Source organism: Cytobacillus sp. IB215665 (genome assembly GCF_033963835.1).
Taxonomy (GTDB): Bacteria; Bacillota; Bacilli; order Bacillales; family SM2101; genus Nanhaiella.
The window spans coordinates 43120-61194 of record NZ_JAXBME010000001.1; the positions used below are offsets into that span (position 1 = coordinate 43120).

Consider the following 18075-nt stretch of genomic DNA (forward strand, 5'->3'; position numbering starts at 1 on the left):
TATTTATGAAAAAAGTTGGTGTGTTTCGTTCCATTCATATTAAGTTTATTCTAATTTATATTCTCCTCATCCTTATTGCTATGCAAATTATTGGAGTGTATTTTGTTCGGAAGTTAGAAGGTCAGCTCGTCGAAGGCTTTAAAGTATCACTGGATAGACAAGAAAACATCCTATCCTACTATTTAGAGGAAGCCATAACATTAGAGCGTGATGAACAAGCAAGCACAGTTGAGGATGATGTCAAAAATATTTTGCGAGACTACGATTATCAGGACATTATCGAGGTACGTGTTATTGATATCAATAGTCGTGTCATAGGAACGTCTAATCCAGATAATGAGAAAATTGTTGGGAAAAGAATGACTGAGCGTGGTATAAATCTTGCACTTATTGTTGGAACAGCTAGTGATGAATTGGTTATAGAACCAAATACAGGGTTCAGATTGCGTGTATTATCAACACCTATCAAGTCAAATGATGAAATTGTTGGTGCGATATACTTAGTAGCCTCTATGGAAAATGTTTATAATCAAATGAAGCAAATTAATCGTATCCTTGTTACAGGAACAGTTTTAGCTATGGTCATTACTGCAGTATTAGGGATATTTTTAGCCCATACGATTACTCGTCCAATTTCAGATATGAGAAAACAAGCTCTTGCGATGGCGAAAGGAAATTTCTCTAGAAAGGTTCGTATTTACGGGTATGATGAAATTGGTCAATTAGCATTAACCTTTAATTATTTATCTAGAAAACTCCAAGAAGCACAAGCGTCTACAGAAGGCGAGAGACGTAAGCTTGCTTCAGTTATTACTCATATGACAGACGGGGTTATTGCGACTGATAGAACAGGGCATATCATATTAATAAATGATCCTGCCTTAAAATTATTAGGTATATCTAGGGAAGACGTATTTAATGAACCTATTATTTCAGCCTTAGGTTTAGAGGATGAGCTTAATTTTGATACACTTTTACATGAGAGGGAATCTTTAATACTAGACGTGAGTACAAAGGAAAATTCTTATATACTTCGAGTGAATTTTTCTGTCATTGAAAATAAAATTGGTATTACAAATGGCTTAATAGCTGTTTTACATGATGTGACAGAGCAAGAGAAGATCGAGCAAGAACGGCGAGAGTTTGTTGCGAATGTGTCACATGAATTAAGAACGCCACTTACGACAATGAGAAGTTATTTGGAAGCACTAGCGGAAGGGGCATGGCAGGATAAAGATATTGCGCCACAGTTTTTACATGTTACACAAACAGAAACTGAACGTATGATAAGACTAGTGAAAGATTTACTACAGCTATCTAAGTTAGATAGTAGGGATTACTCATTACATAGAACATCTGTTAATTTTAATGAATTTTTTCATCAGATCATTGATCGATTTGAAATTTCAAAGAATCAATATGTAACTTTCAAACGACAGCTACCAGATGAACAAATTACGGTTAGTATTGATAAAGATAAAGTAACTCAAGTCATAGATAACATCATTTCAAATGCATTAAAATACTCTCCAGAAGGAGGACAAGTCAGCTTCTCTTTGAGGAAAAATGTTAATCATCTTGAAGTAATCATAAGTGATGAAGGTGTCGGTATTCCTAAGGCAAACCTTGCACATATATTCGATAGGTTTTATAGAGTTGATAAGGCTAGAAGCCGTAACCTGGGTGGAACAGGCCTAGGTTTGGCAATTTCCAAAGAAATGATAGAAGCACATGGAGGAGACATTTGGGCAGAGAGTGAGGAGGGCAAGGGTACGACAATTTTCTTTACACTCCCACTTGAAAAGGAGCAAGAGGATGAGTGGTCATGAAATTTGAAGTCATAAAATCAATATTGCTAACAACCCTAATCTTGATCAGTATTATCTTAACATGGAATATTTGGACTTTCCAAAATAAGTATAAAACATTAGAAAATCCAGATATTAACCAATTTGTATTAGTTAACAATGAAACTCGTGATGTTGAAGAACTGATTAAACCTAGTCAAATGTTTATTCATTATAATTACGATGATTATGGAACAAATGAATATTACAAAATTGATAAAATGCTATCAGAAATACAAAAATGGATTATTACGAATGTAACAAATATATCTAATACTATTCCACAAAAAGATTTTTTATCATTTATCCATGGAGATAGTAAATTTGAAATAGTCTATCAAGACCAAGTTCCAGCTGAATTTACTAAGAAAATGTTTCAATTTCAAAATCCAGATATTTTAGTCGGGCTGTATGATCGTATTGTTGTTGATGTAGATAAGGGAGAGTTATATTTTGTTTTATATGATAAGCAAAGAGTGTATAAAGCATCACTAGATAATGTTTATTTAGAAAATATAAGGAAAAATTTCCAAGAAAAAAAATCGTATTCACACTATATCCCATACGACATTAATGAGGTAAAACGCATTTATGTACCTTCGGGAGAACAAGCTGTATATCAATTAGAATACACGTATGAAACTCTAGCTCCAGAAGTATTTAAGGATGCCCTGTTCAGTGATCCTAAATCTGTTAAAAAAGAATCATTATATTCTCACGTAGTTGTGTATACAGATGGCTCACGCTTCATGGAAATAAATTCTTTAACGAATCGATTAAAGTTTGAGAACCCTGTATCAGAGGATAGTGATATATTAAGTACCGCAAACACAGTATTAAAAAGCATTGATTTTGTAAATAGTCATGGCGGATGGACAGATAAGTATCGTTATTGGAGTTGGGATGAGAACAGAGAAAAGTATACGCAAACGACAGAGTTTCAATTATTTCTACGAAACCTACCTGTTTTCAATGAAAGTAACCTTACAAAAATTGAACAATATTGGCGAAATGGTAAATTATATCGATATGAACGCCCGATGATTGAGCTAAAGATTTCTGAACATAGGGAGGTTACTATACCAACAGGTGAAGAAATTATTAATCACTTGGAACAAATGGAACAATTCAATAAAGATTCGCTTGAAGATCTAATCTTAGGCTATAGGCTTAGACGAGATGAACGAGATGTTTTGATTTTTGATCCAGTTTGGTTCTATCGTTATAATAACATTTGGCGTCATATTAATGTAGAAGAGGTAGGAGGAGAGTATATTGGATTGGAATAAGACGAAAACCATTTTCATTATTACTTTTCTCTTGCTAGATATTTTTTTAATCTATCAATTTCTTGAAATGCGCAATAATAACCAATTAATGATACTGACAGAAAAAACAATTGAAGAAAATTTAGCTGCTGACGATATTACTTATGATAAAATTCCTGAGGTAGAGGAGAGAGGCAAATATTTAAGCGGAATAAGTAGATTATTTACAGAAGAAGAACTAGCGAAGCTTGCTGATCAGGATATACCTATTGTTGATACTACAATAGTAGAATCAACATTGTTAACACCGTATCCATTAGAAGAAGCAAAGTTTGATTTCCTGCTAAATCAATTTTTCAATGAGTATATTATTGATGGCGATAAATATATTTTTTGGGAGATGGATGAGGAGCTAGACCAAATTATTTTCTATCAACTATATAATGATAAAGTTATTTACAACGAAGAAAACAGTAGTATTATCGTGCAACTAAATGACTTAAATGAAATCATTTCTTATAAGCAGACAATGCTTAATATAGAGGAATACGAAAAAGAAGAAGAAATCATTCCTGCGATAAAGGCTTTAGAAATTCTCCACAATAAAAACTTATTAAAGTTTGGTAGCCAAATAACAGAAATTGAGTTAGGATATTATTCAATTGTGCCATTTACAACCCCACAATCAAAGGTTCTTACACCGACTTGGCAATTTGTCGTAAATGATAAGGAAAACTATTACGTCAATGCATTTGAGGGGAAAGTAATTGACGAGGAAAGTTTGGAGTGAAAGAAAGTATGAGTTTACAATTTAGTGTGCTTGCAAGTGGCAGTACTGGAAATGCCTTTTATATAGAAACGAATGAGCAATCAATATTAGTTGATGCTGGCTTAAGTGGTAAACAGATGGAACGATTATTTCTTCAGATAGACCGTTCGATTAGCAATCTATCTGGAATTTTAGTAACTCATGAACATATTGATCATATAAAAGGGATAGGTGTATTGGCTAGGAAATATCAATTACCAATATACGCGAATGCAAAAACGTGGAGTGCGATGGAAAGTAAAGTTGGTGAAATCCCTACAGAACAAAAGTTTATTTTTGATATGGGTAAAGTAAAATCGTTTGGCAATTTAGATATAGAGTCATTTGGAGTGTCACACGATGCAGCTGAGCCAATGTTTTATGTTTTCCACCATGAAGGTAATAAAATTGCACTCATTACGGATACTGGTTATGTCAGTGATCGAATGAAAGGAATTATTAACAACGCTGACGTATTTGTGTTTGAGAGCAATCATGATGTTGACATGCTAAGAATGGGTAAATATCCATGGAATATTAAGCGTCGAATTTTAAGTGATGTTGGTCATGTATCAAATGAAGATGCTGCCATTGCGATGACTGAAGTTATAGGTGATCGTACGAAACGTATTTATTTAGCACATTTAAGCCAAGATAATAATATGAAGGATTTAGCACGGATGGCAGTTTCTCAGACATTAGAATCAAAAGGTTTTATAATCGGAGATCAGTTTAGCTTATATGATACTGATCCAAACCAACCGACAAAGCTCATAGCAGTCTAAGTTATTTGTTCATAGTCAGATCTTCCATGAACTTCAATTGAGTTATAGCATCCATCCCTTAGAAGTTGCTCCATCCTTTTCACTAGACTGTTTTCGCATAGCTTGTTACTTTTCGTACAAGAAAGCGTTCGTGACTTCTTTGCTATTTTTTAATTATTGAGCGTGGATAAAACCTTATATGACTGTCCATTTTCATAACAATAGCATACGAAAAGAGCCTTTTCTAAAAGGGAAAAAACACCCTTCATGTGAAATTATGTGATGACTGTGTTAGTTCGTGGATATGATAGATTTATTAGTATTTCTGAGTATAATAAATATTACAAGCATTAATCGCAAAATCTAACATTCATCGGTGAAAGGGTGGATAACTTATGGGATATTATGATCAAGACTATGAGCAAGCTCAAGGAAAGCAAAAAGGAAATCGAGGCGGTTGGTTTTTATCAGCACTTGTTGGGGCTATTCTAGGAGCGTTGCTAGTTGTTATTGCAATTCCTACTTTAGTTAATTTAGATGTTTTACCGTATGACATAGCTATTAACGAGGAGCAAACTGAGCAACTCGAAACAAATAACGGGACACCAACGAATGAGGGAATTAATAAAAACGTTGCCGTCAATGTATCCTCACAAGTAACGGATGCAGTTGATAAAGTTTCAGACGCAGTTGTCGGTGTAGTAAATATCCAGCAAGCTGGCTTTTGGAGTAACAACGAAGCTGGAGCACAAGAAGCAGGAACAGGGTCAGGGGTTATTTATAAAAAAGATAACGGTAAAGCTTATGTTATCACTAATCACCATGTCATCGAAGGTGCTAATGCAGTGGAAGTAAGCTTGGCTGACGGAACTCGTGTACCAGCAACTATACTAGGAAGTGATATTTGGACTGATTTAGCGGTTCTTGAAATTGATGGGGAACACGTTACAACGGTAGCCGAGTTCGGTGACTCTGATCAAATTAATCTAGGTGAGCCAGTCATTGCTATTGGAAATCCATTAGGCTTGGAGTTTTCTGGTTCAGTAACACAAGGGATCGTATCCGGCTTAAATCGTTCTGTACCAATGGACATTAATGGGGATGGCACGTATGATTGGAACTCTGAAGTTTTGCAAACAGATGCAGCAATTAACCCAGGTAATAGCGGTGGAGCATTAGTTAACATCGATGGTCAGGTCATAGGTATTAACTCAATGAAAATAGCTGAACAAGCAGTTGAAGGAATTGGTTTCTCCATTCCAAGTAATTATGCGCTACCAGTTATTGAGGATTTAGAGCAATACAAGGAAGTGCGCCGTCCTTATATGGGAGTAGGAGACTTAGTATCGTTAAATGAGATTTCAGATTACCATAAAAATCAAACGCTTCATTTACCTGAAGATGTTACAGAAGGTGTCGTCATCCAGCGAGTAGAGCCTAATTCTCCAGCAAGCCAAGCAGGCTTAACAGAATTAGACGTCATTGTCGCAATGGATGGTGTACAAATTACAGATACAATTGAATTAAGAAAGTACTTGTATAATGAAAAAGCAATTGGCGACACGATGGAAGTCACTATCTTCCGAGATGGTGAAGAACAAACAGTCACAATGAAGTTGATCGAAGAAATATTTTAGATATTAATAGGTAGAGGCTTCTCTTTAGTCAAATAAGTTTGGCTTAGAGAAGCCTCTTTTTGAAGTTTGGACAGTAAAAGGCTATATTTGGACAGAAGAAGGGGAGATTTCGACAGTAAGAGCTTAAATTTGGATAGAAAGAGTGCTGTTTTGGACAATAAAGAGATGATCATAGGAAATTAAGATAATGATTAGTACAGTTACATATATGTTGGTAGATTTTTCTTTACATATAAGTATAATATACTATAGATATGGTCTAAAAAATGTAACAAACTGTGGTACTTGAAGGAAACAATGCAATGACATGCAGTGTAATTATTGAACAAATACATTAGCTAACCTATTGTCCGATGAAAGGATGAATAATAAATGGGCTATTATGACGATGGTTATGTTCACTTACAAAAAAGATACAAGAGGAAGAGAAAGAAAAAAGGTTGGTTGTTAACTGTATTTATAGGTGCAGTTGTAGGCACATTCATTGTCATTATGTTCATTCCTCTTTTAGCAAAATTAGATGTTCTCCCTTATAAGATTGTATATGAACACCAAAAAATTCAATCACCAGAGGCAACTGACTCTGTTTCAGTTACAGCAGCCCCTAGTAGAAATATGTCAGTCAATGTGATTACATCTGTAACTGAAGCTGTAGAGAAAGTTTCAGAGGCAGTTGTCGGTGTTGTAAACATTCAAGAAGCAAACTTTTGGTCAAGTAGAGGACCGGTCGAAGCTGGTACTGGTTCAGGTGTTATATATAAAAAAGACAATGACATAGCATATATTGTGACAAATCACCATGTTGTTGAACAGGCAAATAACGTTGAGGTCGTACTTTATGATGGTACACGTGTAAATGCGGAGATAGTCGGAACTGACGCATTAACAGATTTGGCGGTACTCAAAATTGATGCAAAGGATATAACGGTCATTGCCGAATTAGGTGACTCAGATCAAGTAAAAACTGGGGAAACCGTCATCGCAATAGGTAACCCATTAGGAATCCATCTATCAGGATCGGTCACAAAAGGCATTATTTCTGGTACAAATCGGTTTATCCCAGTAGAAGTAGAATCAAAAGGCAGAATCATTGATTGGTTTGCTGAGGTTTTACAAACCGATGCTGCGATAAACCCAGGTAATAGTGGAGGCGCACTAGTAAATATGAATGGAAAGGTTATCGGCATAAATTCGATGAAAATTGCGAGGCATGCTGTTGAAGGTATAGGCCTTTCGATCCCAATTAACTATGTACAACAAACAATTGAAAACCTAGAAGTGAATGGCGAGATTAGACGCCCATATATGGGCGTAGAATTAACCTCTCTCCAAGATATTTCGGTAGAGCATTTACAAAAAACATTAAAGCTACCAACAGAAGTGACTAAAGGTGTAGCTATCACTGGCGTTGAACGATCCTCACCTGCTGACGAAGCCGGCTTGCAAGAGCTTGATGTCATTGTCGAGCTTGACGGTGAGCAAATAAATGACCTAACAAGCTTAAGAAGGCATTTATATACGAAAAAGTCAGTCGGAGATACGATGGAAGTAACATTGTTTCGACAAGGATTAACACAAACGATAACGATGAAGCTGTCGAAATATATTTTGTTGTAGGCAGCTGTATAAAGGTAAAACGAGAGGGTTATGAGAAGCCCTCTTTTTTATGATGAACTTTTATATAGATATGTTGTATTTATTAATTGGATCATAAGTAAAATAGCTATTGAATGAGTGTAAGCTTATTTTAGCGTCTATCTTCAGGAGGTCACTTCGCCTTTTCACTCGAAAGCGATAAGCCTCTCTAAGAGAATTACCTTGAGTTCATGTGCTTGTTGGGGAGTTAGGATGGGCTGACAACATTCCGCCGTTACCGATAGGATGTGTGGAAGTGAAGTCGTTTTGCTTTTTAAGTGTGTGGATAAATATTTACGTCAGTAATTACCCACAATAATATATGCTACAATGGATAACGGAAAAAAGAATTGCCCACATGTGGATAAATATTAAGAGTCTTTGTTTGGAGGAATGAGAGCATGAAATGCTGTGATGAACATATAGATTTAGCCATTGATATGTATGTAGATGAACATGAAATTGCACCAGAAATAAATATGCTAAATGAAGAAGAAAAGTTGTCAACATGCTGTGAATTTTGTCGAAATCCAGCAACATATATTGTAGGGAACTAATATTCTCATACAAGATGTGGATAGAAAATGTGCATATGTGGATAACCACTGTGGATAACTTGTAAGTAAACTGTTTATAAAGCGGGGATAAATGTGAATATCTCAATTATTTCAATTGGAAAACTAAAAGAAAAATACTTAAAACAAGGCATACAAGAATACTTAAAACGCCTCACACCTTATGCAAAGGTGAATATCATTGAGCTCTCAGACGAAAAAGCACCCGAAGCATTAAGCGAGCAACAAATGGAACAAATCAAACAAAAGGAAGGCGAGCGCATACTCGCAAAAATATCAGAAGACACCCATGTCATCGCCCTTGCCATCGAAGGCAAAATGAAAACATCGGAACAGCTCGCAAAAGACCTTGATAATTTAGCAACGTACGGCAAGAGTAAAGTTGCTTTTGTAATTGGAGGGTCACTAGGACTAAGTAATGAAGTAATGCAGAGGTCGAACGAATCGTTGTCATTTTCTAAGATGACGTTTCCTCATCAGTTGATGAGGTTGATTTTGTTGGAGCAGGTTTATCGGGCGTTTCGGATTAATAGGGGGGAACCGTACCATAAGTAAAAAACTAAAATACAAGTATCAGTATGTCTGTTGAATTTTTGCCTCTAATAAGTCGGCTAAAGATATTTTTAGATAAAAAAACCGCACCTCCAATTGTATCTAACAATCGAGGTGCAGTTCTTCAAGGAACAGATATGTTCCTTAGGTCTCTATCTATGTTTTTTACTTCAAATCAAACCGATCTGCATCCATCACCTTCACCCAAGCTGCTACAAAGTCATGGATAAATTTTTCTGTATTATCATCTTGTGCATACACTTCAACTATAGCCCGAAGAACTGCGTTTGAACCGAATACGAGGTCAAAGCGTGAGGCAGTACGCACGACTTCCCCAGATTTGCGGTCACGGCCTTCATATTTGTTGAAGCCTGCTGGTTTCCACTCAATGCCCATATCAAGCAGGTTTACAAAAAAGTCGTTTGTTAATGTACCGACACGGTCAGTGAATACGCCGTGTTCCGAACCGCCATGGTTCGTGCCAAGGACACGCATACCGCCGAGCAAGACTGTCATTTCTGGTGCAGTTAGGTCTAGTAACTGTGCTTTGTCAACGAGCATTTCTTCTGGACTGATAGAGTATTCTTTTTTCTGGTAGTTACGGAATCCATCAGACACGGGCTCTAATACTTCAAAGTTTTCCACTTCTGTTTGGTCATTAGTTGCATCACCACGACCAGGAGAAAATGGAACTGTTACATCGAAGCCTGCGTCTTTAGCTGCTTTTTCAATTGCAGCGTTTCCGCCAAGTACGATTAAATCAGCAAGGCTGACTTTTTTATCAAGCTTACTTTGAAGGTCTAAATAGATTCCAAGCACTTTTTCTAGCTGTGCAGGTTCGTTAGCTTCCCAATCTTTTTGAGGAGCCAATCGGATGCGTGCACCGTTCGCACCCCCGCGCATATCCGAACCACGATATGTGCTTGCTGAAGCCCAAGCTGTTTTCACTAGTTCGCTTACGGATAATCCAGTGGTCAGGATTTTTTCTTTTAGGTCAGCGATTTCGGCATCAGATAGTTCATAATCGACTTCTGTAATCGGATCCTGCCAGATTAACTCTTCTTGTGGAACCTCTGGACCCCAGTATCTATCTTTTGGCCCCATGTCACGGTGAAGTAATTTAAACCATGCACGTGCGAATACATCTGCAAACTCTTCCGGATTCTCATAAAAACGACGGGAAATTTTTTCATATTCCGGATCCATACGCAAAGCCATGTCCGCTGTTGTCATCATCGTCTTTACACGTTTTGATGGATCTTCAGCATCGGGGGCCAAATGTTCCTCCTGCATATTGACAGGTGCCCATTGGGAAGCGCCTGCAGGACTCTTCGTCAACTCCCACTCATATCCGAATAACAACTCAAAGTAGCCATTATCCCATTTAATAGGGTTCGTCGTCCACGCACCTTCAATACCACTTGATATCGTATCACGGCCTTTTCCGCTCTTGTATGTGCTCTTCCAACCAAACCCTTGTGTTTCAAGTGTAGCTGCTTCAGGGTCGTCACCTACTTGAGAGGCATCCCCTGCGCCATGCGCTTTACCAAATGTGTGTCCACCCGCGACAAGCGCCACCGTTTCTTCGTCATTCATCCCCATACGTTCAAATGTATCACGAATATCACGGGCACTTGCAAGTGGATCTGGCTCTCCGTTTGGACCTTCAGGATTTACATAAATGAGCCCCATCTGTACAGCAGCGAGTGGATTTTCTAGCTCACGGTCACCGGAATACCTGTTGTCAGCTAACCATTCCTTCTCTGAACCCCAATACACATCTTCCTCAGGGTGCCAAATGTCCTCACGTCCTGCTCCAAAACCAAACGTTTTTAAGCCCATTGATTCAAGTGCTACGTTACCTGTTAATACAAGTAAGTCCGCCCAGGAAATCTTGTTTCCATACTTTTGCTTAATAGGCCATAACAGACGGCGGGCCTTATCAAGATTGACATTATCCGGCCAGCTGTTCAGAGGTGCAAAGCGCTGTGAGCCAGTTGAGCCACCCCCGCGTCCATCAGCCGTCCGATATGTACCTGCTGCATGCCAAGACATACGAATAAAGAATGGACCGTAGTGACCGTAATCAGCAGGCCACCAATCCTGGCTATCTGTCATTAAGTGATGAAGATCTTTCTTTAGAGCATCATAATCGAGCTTAGAGAATTCTTCTTTATAATTAAAGTCTTCTCCCATTGGGTTGGATTTCTTGTCATGCTGGCGAAGAATGCCCAAATTTAATTGGTTCGGCCACCAGTCTTTATTCGTCGTACCTCTAGGCGCTGTCGTTGTCGTGATTGCACTATCTTTGTGATGAGTTACAGGACATTGCCCCGCAGCTGCAGCTGTGTGTTCTTTTTGGTCAGGATAATTGTTGTTTTCCATTCATCATTCTCCTTCCTATTCTTGAACATTTAGTCGATGATAACATTACATCTTGCCACAAATAGGTGTTAGACTATTATGATAATTCTTACTCTCTATTATAGTGGACTGGGTGTTTGATTCAAAGTGATATGTGCTGTGGATGGAGAATTTTTAACAATAGTTACTTTCAAACAAGATTCATCATCACACAAAATAGGGCCAATAATGTTGTTTTCATGTTTATTAGAATTACCTGAGTATGAGGTTGTTAAACAGGATTTTTCCGCTTCTTACTACATTATTTTTGAGCAATTACGTTAATCAAACCATCAACGAAGCTATTGCTGCAGAACTGATATAATCTTCATCTAAATTACACAGCTTACTATCGAAATCACACAGTTTACTGTCCAAAACGACTCTTTACTATCGAAATCACACATTTTACTATCCAAATCAGGCCTTTTACTATCCAAATTACCCATTTTACTGTCCAAATCAGCTCTTATACTGTCCAACCGACCACACCGCTCATCATCAAACTAACCACCCTATTAGTTGTTCTAAAGAATAATGCAGTTGCATATGTTGAAGTGGCTTCATCTTGTCATATCATCATCTTCGGTTGTCCTACAAATATATCTTCTAGTAGTCTTTCTTTATTAAATCTACTTATTCAAATCGTAATATGAGTCATATTTTGTTAGCTTCATAGCTAAGTGATATGCTATAACAATAATAAAGAGAAAGATGGAGGTGTAGCTCACATGAGTGATATCCTTATTCGATATTTGAAACATTATACAGATGCTAGTGAATCAGAGATAGAGATGATTGTTGCAGATATACCTATTGCAGAATATAAAAAAGGAACTATCCTTTTAGATCAGGGAGAGGTTCCAGAGAAATGCTATTTTGTTGTAAAGGGTTGCGTCCGCCAGTTTGCAGTTGATGAAGAGGGGAGAGAAACGACGTATAATTTTTTTACAGAAGAGCAAGCGGTGACGATCTTCAATCAGCATAGTTCTGATAAAACATCTAAGTACACGTTAATCTGTGTGGAGGACTGTGTTCTCGTTGTAGGTGATTTATCTAACGAGGAACAGATGTATGACAAGCATCCAGGACTTGAGACGATGACGCGTAAGTTAATGGAAGAGATTATGGGTGAAATGCATGATGATATTGCTACGTTTATATCATCTCGCCCAGAAGAGCGGTATAAGGCGCTCGTTGACAAACGCCCTGATTTGGTTCACCGTGTACCACAGCATCAGTTAGCAAGCTATTTAGGTATTACGCCTGAGTCACTTAGTCGTATCAAACGAAGATTATAGTATTCAAATTTGCGCAGCCTTGTTATGTGTCTTCCTTGTTGAATACGATTTAATAGGTGTTTTACCACCTTTCACTAAGAGCCAAATGCAAAAGCCTAGCTCTCCAGCTGTCATTGGAATCATCAAAATCATCTCGATAGTTGAAGTCACATTTTCAAGCGTTGGAAAGAATCCGTCTAATAGATGAACCAACATATAACTTGCACCCCCTAATACAAGTAAAACGCTTATGATCTTTGGAACTGTTTTAGTTTTAGAAACGACAAAGCCCACTATTAATAGATGCATCCCAAAGACGATTAACCCAAACGACCAAACAGATTCAAATGCTAGTACAGACATCATGACTTCAGAAGCGAGAAGACTGTCAGGCTGATTCAACAGCTCATTACTATACTTAATGAGATTATCTACCTGAATGAGATTTGAGACCGCAATAGCCAGTATGGCAGTATACATCAATCGAAGCCAAGCAGCTAACGTTGCTAACCCTTCATGTATTGGTTTTAAAAAGATATAAAATGCCCACGAAACGAGAATATCCGTTATTAATATAACTAGCCAACCAAGTATTCCTGCTCTAAATAAGCCTGTTGATGCTGAAATGTTATTAAATGTTTCAATCGAGCTATTACTAATCATTAAAGAACTATGAACATAGCCAAAAGAGAAAAATGCAGCTACGGTCATGATGATCAAAGATATGCCTGCAATTAATGCTGATTTTCTAAGCTGATTTACATCTTGCTGTAATACTTCCATATAATTCCCTCCTAAGTCTTTTGATTGTATTGTAGTGAAAAAATGAATATGATTCATTGACTTAAGTCAATGAATCAATTAGAAAATAATCTATTGCCTAAGTAAATATACAAGCTTCTTCAGTAATCATATTACGATTATTTATCTATCGAACAAAAGAAGACATTTATACGAGATTTCAAACTAATATTTGTACAAGGTCGACCTTGCTACAAACATCTATATTCCCTATTTTGTAGCTAATCTGGCATGGAGGTGATTAAAGTAGTCACTTCAAAAAGAAGTTTCTTGTGTAGAGGTTATTCATTGAAGTGAAAGATTATTAGACGTGAAAAAGGTATGGTAAATCTGCCTATTATTCTTTTGTTATGCTCATTTAAATGAAAGTCATGTTGATAAGGTTGGGAGGAGTGTTATGAAGCGTTTTTCAAAAGCGGAGCGGGGTTGGATTTTTTATGATTGGGCAAATTCAGCGTATTCAATTATTATTACAACAGCTATATTTCCACTATTTTATAAAGAAGCTGCTACGAATAGTGGAATATCTGCGGCAAATTCCACGGCTTACTTAGGCTATACAATAGCGATTGCAACCTTTATATTAGCAATGTTAAGTCCTATATTAGGTACGATTGCAGATTATCAAGGGTTAAAGAAAAAGTTTTTCGTATTCTTCCTTTTCTTAGGTGTGACTTCAACGGCGATATTAGCATTTATTCCGAGTGATCAATGACTGCTGTTACTAGTTTGTTATACCGTGGCAACGATTGGATCTGCTGGAGCAAATATTTTTTACAATGCTTTTTTAGTAGATGTCACACCAAAGAAACACATGAATCGTGTGTCTACATACGGTTTTGGATTTGGTTATATTGGGAGTACAATCCCTTTTATCGTTAGTATCGCTATCATCATGTTATCTCAAAGTAGTATCCTGCCGATTAGTACAACAGTTGCAAGTAAGATAGCCTTTATGATTACAGCATTATGGTGGTTTATTTTTACTATTCCATTATTGAAACATGTTTATCAAGTTCACTATATTGACCGTGAACCAAAACCTATTAGAAATAGTTTTAAGCGACTAGCGAAAACGGTAAAGGAAGTTCGAAAATACCGTTCGTTATTTTTATTTTTGCTAGCTTATTTCTTTTATATTGATGGGGTAGGGACGATCATTTCCATGTCTACAGCATACGGAGCTGATTTAGGTATATCTGCTACAAGCTTACTCATTATCTTATTTGTCACACAGGTTGTTGCCGCGCCATTTGCCATATTGTACGGGAAATTAGCGGATATCTTTTCTGGTAAAAAAATGCTTTACGTAGGTATCATTATTTATATCATTGTTTGTATTTACGCGTTTTTTCTGCAAACTACACTCGATTTTTGGATATTGGCTATGCTGGTCGCATCGTCACAAGGTGGGATTCAAGCGTTAAGCCGCTCTTACTTCGCTAAGCTCATACCTCAAGAGAATGCCAATGAATTCTTTGGCTTTTACAATATCTTCGGTAAATTTGCTGCCATTATGGGACCATTTCTAGTCGGACTCACCTCACAACTAACAGGACATACGAATATGGGCGTCTTTAGTTTAATTGTTCTCTTTATTATTGGTGGAATTATTTTAATATTTGTTCCTGAACCGAAAGGTGTATCAATTCAGAACAATGCTACGATTAAATGATAAATAAAAAGGCAGAACGATCATTTTTTGATAGTTCTGCCCCTTGTATATAAAACTTTCGGTTGGCCCCTGCTAATTATTAACAACGCTTAAGCTCTTTGCTTACGAGTCATGACATCAAAGATAACGGCAAGAGCTAAAACGCCACCACGGATAATATATTGAGGTGCGATTCCAACCCCCATTAAATTCATACCGTTTGTTAAGGAAGCCATAACGATTGCACCGATAATTGCCCCTGTTACTTTTCCGACTCCACCTGCTGCAGATACACCTCCGACGTATGCCGCTGCAATGGCATCAAGCTCGAATAATGTACCAGCTGTTGTTGTAGCTGATTGTAGACGAGCAGTGAACAAAATCCCTGATAACGCTGATAGCATACCCATTGAACCGAAGACGAGAAAGATAATTTTATTAACGTTAATTCCGCTAAGGTGTGCAGCTTCTGGGTTACTACCAACCGCATAAATATGGCGTCCTAGCACTGTCTTAGTCGTAAAGAAATGATACAGAATAACAACAAGCAGCATAATGACAACCGTCCAAGAGAAGCCGTTATAACCTGCTAAAATCCATGTAATATACGCAATAATAGCTGAAACAAAAATTAATTGTAAAATGAAGATTTCTTTAGAAACAACTTCAAAATTGTACTTAATTTTGTTTTTGCGGTTCGAAATCGCGCTATAAATATAAAATATGATACCTAAACCACCGACAAGTAATGAAAGAAAATGTAACCCGTTAATTTGCAAAATAGAGGGAATATATCCATTACCAATTGCATTAAAAGCATCATTTTGAACGATAATTGTACCAGATTTTTCAGTTACGAGTAGGATTGCGCCTCGGAAAATGAGCCATCCTGCTAATGTGGCAACAAAGGAAGGAATTCCTACTTTAGCTACTAGAAAACCTGTACTTAAGCCTGCTAAAATTCCAAGTACTAGAATAATAGGAATTACTACATATACAGGTAACCCAACTTCCATGAGGAGTATGGCTGCGATAGCACCAAGAAATCCAGCCAAGAAGCCGATCGATAAGTCAATGTGACGAATGACGATAACAAGCATAACACCGACAGCTAAAACAGCAATATAACCAGCTGAATCTAGTAGATTACTAATATTTCGAGATGACATAAATAAGCCATCTGTTAGAATGGTAAATGTTACCATAATTATTATTAAGGCAATATACATACCGTAATCACGAATGTTTTCTTTTATTAAATCCTTTGCTTCATGGAATAACTTCATACACTTAACCTCCTATTGCGTAGCAAGCTGCATAATTTTTTCTTGATCGGCTTCATTTGCTGGCAGCTCTCCTTTGATTTCTCCTTCTGCCATTACATAAATGCGATCACTCATTCCTAAAACCTCGCCGAGCTCAGAAGAAATCATAATAATACTCATTCCTTCCTTAATCAGTTCGTTCATGACGGAATATATTTCAAATTTTGCTCCAACATCAATACCTCGTGTCGGTTCATCTAGAATAAGAAGCTTAGGACCAACAAACAACCATTTACCTAATGAAACCTTCTGTTGGTTACCACCGCTTAATTTACCGACAAGCTGTTGCACGGATGATGCTTTAATTCCTAAAGAATCTTTATATTTTTCTGAGACTTTAATTTCCTCGTTGTCATTGATAATACCTTTTGAAGAGATGCCTTTCATATTTGCCGCAGAGATATTATTCTTAATGTCCTGAAGTAAGAAAAGGCCATCACCCTTACGATCCTCAGTGACATATGCAATTCCTGCTTTGATAGCATCACTCGTGTGTTTAAAGTTTTGTGGCACTTCGTCAACGATTAAATCCCCTTGTAGCTTATAAGATTTAGAGTTTCCGAAGATGCTAAGTGCTAATTCAGTACGGCCGGATCCCATAAGACCTGCAATACCGATAATTTCCCCTTGTTTGACATGAAGGTTGACATTTTTAGCTACATCTCGACCAATTTTCGGATCATACGCAGACCAGTTTTGTAATTCGAGAATTTTCGTACCGAATTTTTGCTTACTTCTCTTCGGATAAATATCTGTAATCTCTCGACCGACCATGTTCTTAATAATAGTGTTTTCGTTCATTTCTCCCTTGGCTGCATCTAATGTACAAATTGTTTGTCCATCACGGATAACTGTTGCTTTATCTGCAATTGAAATGACTTCTTTTAACTTGTGTGAAATCATGATGCAAGTTATGCCCTGTCCCTTTAACTCTCGTAATAGATTCAGTAAGTTTTCGCTATCGTCCTCGTTAAGGGCAGCTGTTGGCTCATCTAAAATAAGAAGCTTTACTTCTTTACTTAACGCTTTTGCAATTTCAATTAACTGTTGTTTTCCTACGCCCAAATCTTTAATTAACGTTTCAGGATTAACTTTTAAATTTACCTTTTCTAGCATTTTTTTGGACTCGACAATTGTTTGATTCCAATCAATTACACTTCCACGGTCCACTTCGTTGCCAACGAATATATTTTCATAAACTGATAAATCAGGAAACAACGCAAGCTCTTGATAGATAATAGCGATTCCGGTATCGACACTATCGTTAATTTTGTTAAACTTTTGCACGCTACCATTAAAAACAATATCACCATCGTACGTTCCGTATGGATACACACCGCTAAGCACCTTCATCAGTGTCGATTTTCCCGCTCCATTTTCACCGATTAAGCAGTGAATTTCCCCTTTTTCTACTTTAAAATTAACATCACTGAGCGCTTTGACCCCTGGAAATTCCTTCGTAATCTGATGCATTTCTAGAATATACTCGCTCATGATTAACCTCCCTTACGAAAACAACTAAAATA

The 18075-nt window shown here is 37.2% G+C and carries 13 protein-coding genes and 1 pseudogene; 10 read left to right on the forward strand and 4 right to left on the reverse strand.

Annotation, left to right across the window (positions count from 1 at the left end; all coding sequences use genetic code 11):
- Nucleotides 1–5: 5 nt before the first annotated feature.
- The 8 genes from walK to rlmH all read left to right on the forward strand — a co-directional run bounded on the left by walK (nt 6) and on the right by rlmH (nt 9089).
- On the forward strand, nt 6–1829 hold the full coding sequence (gene walK / locus SLH52_RS00200) for a cell wall metabolism sensor histidine kinase WalK (RefSeq protein ID WP_320207298.1): 1824 nt from the start codon (nt 6–8) through the stop codon (nt 1827–1829).
- Nucleotides 1826–3136 (forward strand): YycH family regulatory protein, encoded by a 1311-nt coding sequence (locus tag SLH52_RS00205; RefSeq protein ID WP_320207299.1) that lies wholly within the window; start codon nt 1826–1828, stop codon nt 3134–3136. Before walK ends, SLH52_RS00205 begins: the two co-directional genes overlap by 4 nt.
- Nucleotides 3123–3905 (forward strand): two-component system regulatory protein YycI, encoded by a 783-nt coding sequence (locus tag SLH52_RS00210; protein WP_320207300.1) that lies wholly within the window; start codon nt 3123–3125, stop codon nt 3903–3905. The genes SLH52_RS00205 and SLH52_RS00210 overlap by 14 nt, the downstream gene beginning before the upstream one ends.
- Before the next feature lie 8 nt (nt 3906–3913).
- Nucleotides 3914–4708, forward strand: coding sequence for an MBL fold metallo-hydrolase (locus tag SLH52_RS00215; protein WP_320207301.1), 795 nt, complete (start codon nt 3914–3916; stop codon nt 4706–4708).
- A gap of 374 nt (nt 4709–5082) precedes the next feature.
- Entirely contained in the window at nt 5083–6324 is a 1242-nt protein-coding gene (locus SLH52_RS00220) for a S1C family serine protease (protein ID WP_320207302.1), read from the forward strand.
- A 372-nt stretch (nt 6325–6696) separates the two neighbouring features.
- Entirely contained in the window at nt 6697–7941 is a 1245-nt protein-coding gene (locus SLH52_RS00225) for a S1C family serine protease (protein ID WP_320207303.1), read from the forward strand.
- 419 nt (nt 7942–8360) lie between these two features.
- Nucleotides 8361–8516: a CxxH/CxxC protein gene (locus SLH52_RS00230; RefSeq protein ID WP_320207304.1), complete on the forward strand. Its 156-nt coding sequence runs from the start codon at nt 8361–8363 to the stop codon at nt 8514–8516.
- Between the two features lie 93 nt (nt 8517–8609).
- Nucleotides 8610–9089: a 23S rRNA (pseudouridine(1915)-N(3))-methyltransferase RlmH gene (gene rlmH / locus SLH52_RS00235; RefSeq protein ID WP_320207305.1), complete on the forward strand. Its 480-nt coding sequence runs from the start codon at nt 8610–8612 to the stop codon at nt 9087–9089.
- A gap of 162 nt (nt 9090–9251) precedes the next feature.
- Here the strand turns inward: rlmH and katG are convergent, their stop codons facing one another.
- Nucleotides 9252–11471 carry a catalase/peroxidase HPI gene (gene katG, locus SLH52_RS00240; RefSeq protein ID WP_320207306.1) on the reverse strand — a complete coding sequence of 740 codons (2220 nt, stop codon included), beginning with the start codon at nt 11469–11471 and terminating at the stop codon, nt 9252–9254.
- A 749-nt stretch (nt 11472–12220) separates the two neighbouring features.
- Between katG and SLH52_RS00245 the strand changes: the two genes are divergently transcribed.
- Entirely contained in the window at nt 12221–12790 is a 570-nt protein-coding gene (locus SLH52_RS00245; RefSeq protein WP_320207307.1) for a Crp/Fnr family transcriptional regulator, read from the forward strand.
- A gap of 3 nt (nt 12791–12793) precedes the next feature.
- Here the strand turns inward: SLH52_RS00245 and SLH52_RS00250 are convergent, their stop codons facing one another.
- A complete protein-coding gene (locus SLH52_RS00250; protein WP_320207308.1) occupies nt 12794–13552 on the reverse strand; it encodes a DUF4386 domain-containing protein in 759 nt (252 codons plus the stop codon).
- A 415-nt stretch (nt 13553–13967) separates the two neighbouring features.
- On the opposite strand from SLH52_RS00250, the pseudogene SLH52_RS00255 reads away from it, so the two are divergent.
- A pseudogene (locus SLH52_RS00255) lies at nt 13968–15245 on the forward strand (MFS transporter).
- 89 nt (nt 15246–15334) lie between these two features.
- Here the strand turns inward: SLH52_RS00255 and SLH52_RS00260 are convergent.
- Both SLH52_RS00260 and SLH52_RS00265 read right to left on the reverse strand, forming a co-directional pair.
- Nucleotides 15335–16510 (reverse strand): ABC transporter permease subunit, encoded by a 1176-nt coding sequence (locus SLH52_RS00260; RefSeq protein WP_320207309.1) that lies wholly within the window; start codon nt 16508–16510, stop codon nt 15335–15337.
- A 12-nt stretch (nt 16511–16522) separates the two neighbouring features.
- A complete protein-coding gene (locus SLH52_RS00265) occupies nt 16523–18043 on the reverse strand; it encodes an ATP-binding cassette domain-containing protein (protein ID WP_320207310.1) in 1521 nt (506 codons plus the stop codon).
- Nucleotides 18044–18075: the final 32 nt, after the last annotated feature.